The organism is Streptomyces sp. 142MFCol3.1 (assembly GCF_000424945.1).
Taxonomy (GTDB): domain Bacteria; phylum Actinomycetota; class Actinomycetes; order Streptomycetales; family Streptomycetaceae; genus Streptomyces; species Streptomyces siamensis.
In genome coordinates, this window is record NZ_AUKV01000081.1 from 1 (window position 1) to 6,203 (window position 6,203).

The following is a 6,203-nucleotide window of genomic DNA, read 5'->3' on the forward strand; positions in this document are numbered from 1 at the left end:
CGGGCCGTCGGGGAACCGGGGCTCGCCCTTCGCACGGGTATGCCGCCCCGAGCCGGCGTCGGTGGCCGGCCCGGCATCTTCGGGGGAGTCAAGGAATTCAGACACAGTGATGTCGATTTTACGGGGGTGTGCGGGGTGGGGGATCCGGGTCCGCCGGGGCAAGGTCCCCCCAGGGGCAGGGGCAGGGGCAGGGGCAGGGGCAGGGGCAGGGGCAGGGGCAGGGGCAGGGGCAGGCCGGGGGGCCGCCGGGGTGTTATGTGCCGGCCAGCGCGGCCAGTGCCCTGCGGGCGACCTCCCGTCCGATGGGCAGTGAGGCCGTGGCCGCGGGTGACGGCGCGTTCAGCACGTGGACCGTCCGGGGGCCCTCCTTGATCAGGAAATCGTCCACCAGGGTGCCGTCGCGCAGGACCGCCTGGGCCCGCACCCCGGCCGCCGCGGGGACCAGGTCCTCCGGGGCCACCGCGGGCAGCAAGCGCCGGACGGCCGTGGTGAACGCCGCCGTCGACAGGGAGCGCCGCAGCTCCCCGGCGCCGTACCGCCAGTGCCGTCGGGCGATCCGCCAGGAACCGGGCCAGCTCAGGGTCGAACCGAGCTCACGGGGGCGTACGACGCTCCAGTCGTACCCCTCGCGGGCGAGCGCGGGCACCGCGTTCGGGCCGACGTGGACGCCGCCGTCGATGCCGCGGGTGAGGTGCACCCCCAGGAAGGGGAACGCGGGGTCGGGCACGGGATACACCAGTCCCCGGACCAGGTCGGGCCGCGCCAGCGTGTAGTACTCGCCGCGGAACGGCACGATGCGCATCCCGGGGTCGTCGCCCGTGAGCCTGGCGATCTCGTCGCAGTGCAGCCCCGCGCAGTTCACGAGGACGCGGGCGCGGACGATCGTGCCGTCGGCGGTACGCACCGCGGCGCCCAGAGCCGGGCGGCGGTCGATGCGGACGACCTCGGCCCCGTACCGGATCTCGGCGCCGGAGGCCTCCGCCAGCTGCCGGGCCACCGCGACGAAGTCGCAGATCCCCGTCGTGCCGACATGGATCGCGGCGAGGCCGCGGACCTCCGGCTCGTACTCCGCGATCTGGGTGGGGCCCAGCTCGCGCACCGGAATGCCGTTCTCCCGGCCGCGCTGCACCAGCGCGTGCAGCCGGGGCAGCTCGGGCTTCGCCGTGGCGACGATCAGCTTGCCGGTCACGGCGTGCGCGATGCCGTACTCCGCGCAGAACTTGACCATCTCGGTGGCGCCCCGCGTCGCGTACTGCGCCTTGAGGGAGCCCGGGCGGTAGTAGACACCGCTGTGGATCACCCCGCTGTTGCGTCCCGTCTGGTGACGGGCGGGGCCCCGCTCCTTCTCCAGCACCGTCACCCGCGTGCCAGGCGCCGCACGCGTGATCGCATACGCCGTCGACAGGCCGACGATCCCGCCGCCGATCACCAGCACATCGCAGTCGTACGTGCTCCGCACCTGCCACACCTCCCGACTCGATAGTGCACTGCGCCACTGACAATGCCCTCAAACCCGGAAGGCGGCCCGAGGACGCGCAGGACGCGTCCCGGCCCGCGTCGTGCCCGCTCCTCGGGGCCCGGCCCCGGCGCCGCTAGGCCGGAGCCATCAGCAGCGGCCGTGCGCGCTCCCGCAGCTCGACCACGCGCGGCTCGTCGCCGTACGGCTCCAGCCGGTGCAGGAGATCCTTGACGTACTCGGTGGTGCGCGCCGAGGAGATGCGCCCCGCGACCTCCACCGCCCGGACGCCCTGCTCGCACGCCGCGTCCAGATTGCCCGACTCCAGCTCCGCGACCGCCGACACCACCAGCCGCAGGCCGTGGGAGCGGACGAACTCCTCCGTCGGCTTCGACAGCGCCTGCTCGGTGAAGCGGCGTACCTGGCGGGGCGCCTTGAGGTCGCGGTAGCACTCCGCCGCGTCGGCGGCGAAGCGGTCGTAGGAGTAGAAGCCGAGCCAGGACGGGTCGTTGTCGCCCTCCCGTGACCGCTCCAGCCAGCCCTCGGCGGCCTTCAGGGCGGCGCCCGCCGCCTGCGCGTCACCCGCCCGTGCGTGCGCGCGGGCCTCGACGAGCCGGAAGAAGCTCATGGTGCGGGCCGTGGCCAGTCCCCTGTTGCGCTCCAGGGCGGCCTGGGCGAGGTCGACGCCCTCGTCGCCGAATCCGCGATAGGTCGCCTGGAGGGACATCGACGCCAGGACGTAGCCCCCGAGGGGGACGTCGGCGGCCGCGCGCGCGAGCCGCAGCGCCTGGATGTAGTAGCGCTGGGCCGCCTCCTGCTGGCCCGTGTCGAAGGCCATCCAGCCCGCGAGACGGGTGAGTTCGGCGCTGGCCCCGAACAGGGCCCTGCCGACCTCGTCGGAGTACGAGCCGAGCAGCAGCGGTGCCGCCTCCACGCGTAAGCACTCGGGCACCATCGACGAACGCCAGTCGCCGCCTCCGTACTTGGAGTCCCAGCGCCTGGCGTCCTCGGCTGCCTCGCGTAGCTTCTGCACGTCGCTGTGGCCGACTTTCAGCGGTGCTCCGGAGCCCTCCCCGGGGCTCACCTCGCGCGCCACCGAACTGTCGGCCGGTGTTATCAGCCAACGGGAAGCGGGAGTTGCGTATGCGCTCACTGCGAAGGAGCCGGCCAGCGACTGCCAGATGCCGCCGCCACCTGCGCGGCGACCAGCGAGGTCGAGGCGGTACAGCTCGGTGGCCGACCGCACCGCCTGTCCGACGTCCCGGGGGAAGGCGAGGCCCACCTCCGGCGCGGGGTCCGCGTCCGCCAGGCCGATCTCGTGGAGCGGCACGGGGCGGCCGAGCTTCTGGCCGATGGCGGCGGCGATGAGGTGCGGCGCCGCACCTTGCGGCACCATTCCCTTCGACACCCAGCGCGCCACCGACGTCTTGTCGTAGCGAAGAGTCAACCCGCGTTGGGCGCCAAGGTCGTTGACGCGTCGCGCGAGTCCTGCGTTGCTGATTCCCGCGAGGGCGAGAACGGCGCCGAGTTTTTCGTTCGGCCCGCGTTGCTCCCTGGACATGCGCCACCCCTCGACACAGACGGCTGCCGCGCCTGGCATAACCACGCGGCATTCGTAAACCCAGCGTAGTTCGCCCGATCCCAAGCGTTAAGGGGCGTTCTTCCGGATGGCGGGATTGTGGTCCGTACGACTGTACGGACGGTTGCGATGTGCTCCCGCTGTGTGGCTGTGCGCCTGCCCGTGCGCTCTTCTCCGGCCATCCGGGGAGCGCTTCCATGGACCCTGCGTGGGTCGGCCCGCTGTACTGGATCCAGTGGGCTGGGGGACACCGCCGCCTACATCCCCGCGGGCGGCGGACCGGTCCGGGAGGCGAACTCCGCCTCCCGGACTGTGCGTTGCCGAAGCGGTGCGCAGGGCCTGTACGGAGAGTGCGCATGACGGCGCGCCCGTAGCCGATTTGGCTGAAAATCGACGGCGGCTTTCCGCGGCGAATAGGGCTCCTACCACGTCAGTTGAGGGCGCGTAGGGGGTTTTGGGGGAGCGTACCGGGGGCGCATTCGCGTCGGCCGGGTGGGGGGCGGGAGGGGCCCGCGGGGGTCCCGGGCGGACTGCGACGCGGGGTGCGCGCGCCGGGTCCCCGGCTGGATTCGCCTGTGGGTCAAGGGGGTTGAGCGCCGGCTCGCCGTGCCCGGCTGGGCGGGTCCCGGTGGGCGCGTGGCGGGTGCGGAGCGGCGCGGACGCATGCACAGGGGCGCATTTCAGGGAGCGCAAGCCGCCGCAGGGGCCCTCTCGCCCGCTTCCTTCGTGGCAGCATGGTGCCCAGTTCGTACGGTGCACTGGTTGTCCACAGCCTGTGGAGGCGGCGATGCGATGGTTGGTGGGGTGGAGCAGTACCGCCGCCAGAGCGCCTGAGATCGGCTCGGCGGGCGCCACCGGCAACGAGGGCGAGACCGTGCATCCGGTCGGCTCCCAACTCCTGTGGGGCGACCCCGATCCCCTCTGGGCCGTCGGCGACTGGCGCCCCGACGAGGTCCGCGTCGTGAAGGCCGACCCGCAGAACCGCATCGCCGTCCTCGGCACCTGCGCGGCCTCCGACGAGGAGCTCCGCGTCGGGCTGTTCGCCGCGCGCGGCGGGGCACTTCGGCACCTGACCAACTGGGCCGGCAGCTACACCGCCGTCGTCCAGGTCGGCCGGCGCGTGACCGTCTGCGGTGACCTCGCGGGCGCCCGGCCCGTCTTCTACACGCCCTGGGCCGGCGGCACCGCGTACGCGACCGCCGCGCTGCCCCTGGCCGACCTCATCGAGGCCAACCTCGACTTCGGGCATCTCGCCGCCCTGCTCGCCGCCCCCGACGTGCCCGACGCCGTGCACGACTCGACCCCGTACGAAGGGGTGCGGCGCATTCCGCCGGGGCACGCGCTCATCCTGCGGGCGGGGGCGCGTGAGATCGCCGGGTACGAACCCGTCGCGTCCCTTGCCGTCGCCGCCCCCTCGGCCGACCCCGACAGGGCCGTGGACGCCGTGCGGGACGCCCTCGTGGAGGCCGTACGCGCGCGTCTCACCGCGCCGCGGCACGTGCCCGGCACCGACGTGGACCCCGGACCGGTGCCCGGGATGGGGCCCGCCGAGCGGCGCGCCGCGCGCGGCATGCCCGTGCCGGGCATCGGCGCCGACCTCTCCGGCGGACCCGCGTCCGGGACGCTGGCGCTGCTCGCCGCCGGGCTTCCCGGGGCGCCCGGCACGGTCCTCGGGCACGGCACCGGCGCCGGTGAACGGCTGCTCGCGGTCACCTTCAACGACCTCGCCGTCAGGGGGCGGGAGGCCGAGCTGGAGCGGGCCGGGACGCTGGCCGCGAATCCCCGGCTGCACCACGTCGTCGTCGCCGGGGGCGAGGAGGTCCTCCCCTACGCCGACCTCGAGGGCCCGCTGACGGACGAGCCGGGGCCCTCCCTGGTGACGGCCGCACGCCACCGCGCGCGACTCGCCTCCGGCAGCGCGGACCACTTCACGGGGTACGGCGCCAGGCAGGTCCTCGACGCGCACCCCGCCCGGCTCGCGGACCTCCTGATGGACCGCAAGCGGCGCCATCTGGTGCGGCCCGTCGCCGCGTTGGCGAAGGCCGACGGGTCGGTGATGGTCCCCGCGCGCGTGTACGCCGCAGCGCGGAAGCTGGCCCGTACGCCTTACCGCAGCGGGGTCGACCTCCTCGCCGAGCGGCTGCTGCACCGGCGGTTCGAGGAGCCCGGCGGGGCCGTCGGGGCGTCGCTCGCCGCGCTCACCTGGGCCAGACCCGGGCCCGCGGCGCGTTGGCTGACCGGGGAGGCGTTGGCTGAAGTATCGGTTCGCCTCCAGGCGGGCGGTGGGCGGGCCGGGGTCGGACCCGGGCAGCGGCCGGGCGACTTCCGGGCGCGGGCCGCGCTGGCCCGGCATGCGGCGGACGTGCGGGTGCTGGAGCAGGCCGCCGAGATCCGCTTCCAGCGGCTGCACGCCCCGTTCCTGGACAACCAGGTGGTGCGGGCGTGCCGGAGCCTTCCGGAGGCGCTGCGGGTGCAGCCCGGGGCGCGGGCGGCGATTCTCCGTACGGTGCTGGAGGGGGCCGGGGTGGGGGATCTGCCGCCGGGGTGGGGTGCGCCGTCCCATGCGTCGTCGGCGGCGGCCGCGCGGACGGGGTTGCGGGCGTTCTCGGATCCCCTGATCGGGCTGTTCGACACGCCGTTGCTCGCCCAGGCGGGGCTGGTCGAGGCCCGGGTCGTCCGCAAGGCGCTCCGTGCGGCCTCGGAGGGCGAGACCCTGCCGCTGGACGGCCTCGCCGATCTCGTCTCCCTGGAGGTGTGGCTGCGTCGGCTGCTGTCCCGCCGCGGCACGTGCTGGACGGGGACTCCGGCTCGCCAGCGGGCCGTTCCTGCGGGGATCGTGCCGCAGGGGCGGGCTCTGGGGGCGGGGGCGGGGCGTCAGGCCTGAGCCGGGGGCCGGCTGTTGGTCCGTTTCGCCGTTTGTCCGGTGGGTGGGTCGGGTCCGTGCCGGTGATCCGCCCGTTGCAGCCGTCGTGTGGTCCGGTGTGTTGGTGCGGTGGGTTCGTGTCGCTGTCCGCAACGGGCATGTGATGCACCGGCACGGCCCCTTCGGTGACAGGGCGACTGCGGGTGCGTCCATCGCGGGTTCCCGCAGGCCGCGCTGAGGCTGGGGTCACCTTCAGCCCGTCCGGCCCCTTCTTCAGCCCGTCCGGCGGCGGCTCCCAGGCCGTC

Annotated in this window: 3 protein-coding genes; 1 reads left to right on the forward strand and 2 read right to left on the reverse strand. The window is 74.4% G+C overall.

Annotated features, from left to right (window positions below; genetic code table 11):
- Positions 1 to 253 precede the first annotated feature (253 nt).
- On the reverse strand, positions 254 to 1,459 hold the full coding sequence (gene lhgO, locus H305_RS0143375) for an L-2-hydroxyglutarate oxidase (RefSeq protein ID WP_234021459.1): 1,206 nt from the start codon (positions 1,457 to 1,459) through the stop codon (positions 254 to 256).
- A 133-nt stretch (positions 1,460 to 1,592) separates the two neighbouring features.
- Positions 1,593 to 3,017 (reverse strand): hypothetical protein, encoded by a 1,425-nt coding sequence (locus tag H305_RS0143380; protein ID WP_028805910.1) that lies wholly within the window; start codon positions 3,015 to 3,017, stop codon positions 1,593 to 1,595.
- A gap of 805 nt (positions 3,018 to 3,822) precedes the next feature.
- Here H305_RS0143380 and H305_RS0143385 point away from each other — a divergent pair.
- A complete protein-coding gene (locus H305_RS0143385) occupies positions 3,823 to 5,919 on the forward strand; it encodes an asparagine synthase-related protein (protein ID WP_028805911.1) in 2,097 nt (698 codons plus the stop codon).
- The last annotated feature ends 284 nt before the right edge of the window (positions 5,920 to 6,203 follow it).

Bases quoted from the DNA above. Each gene is read 5' to 3' on its own strand.
- H305_RS0143380 (WP_028805910.1), bottom strand. From the start codon at position 3,017: ATGTCCAGGGAGCAACGCGGGCCGAACGAAAAACTCGGCGCCGTTCTC.
- H305_RS0143385 (WP_028805911.1), top strand. From the start codon at position 3,823: ATGCGATGGTTGGTGGGGTGGAGCAGTACCGCCGCCAGAGCGCCTGAG.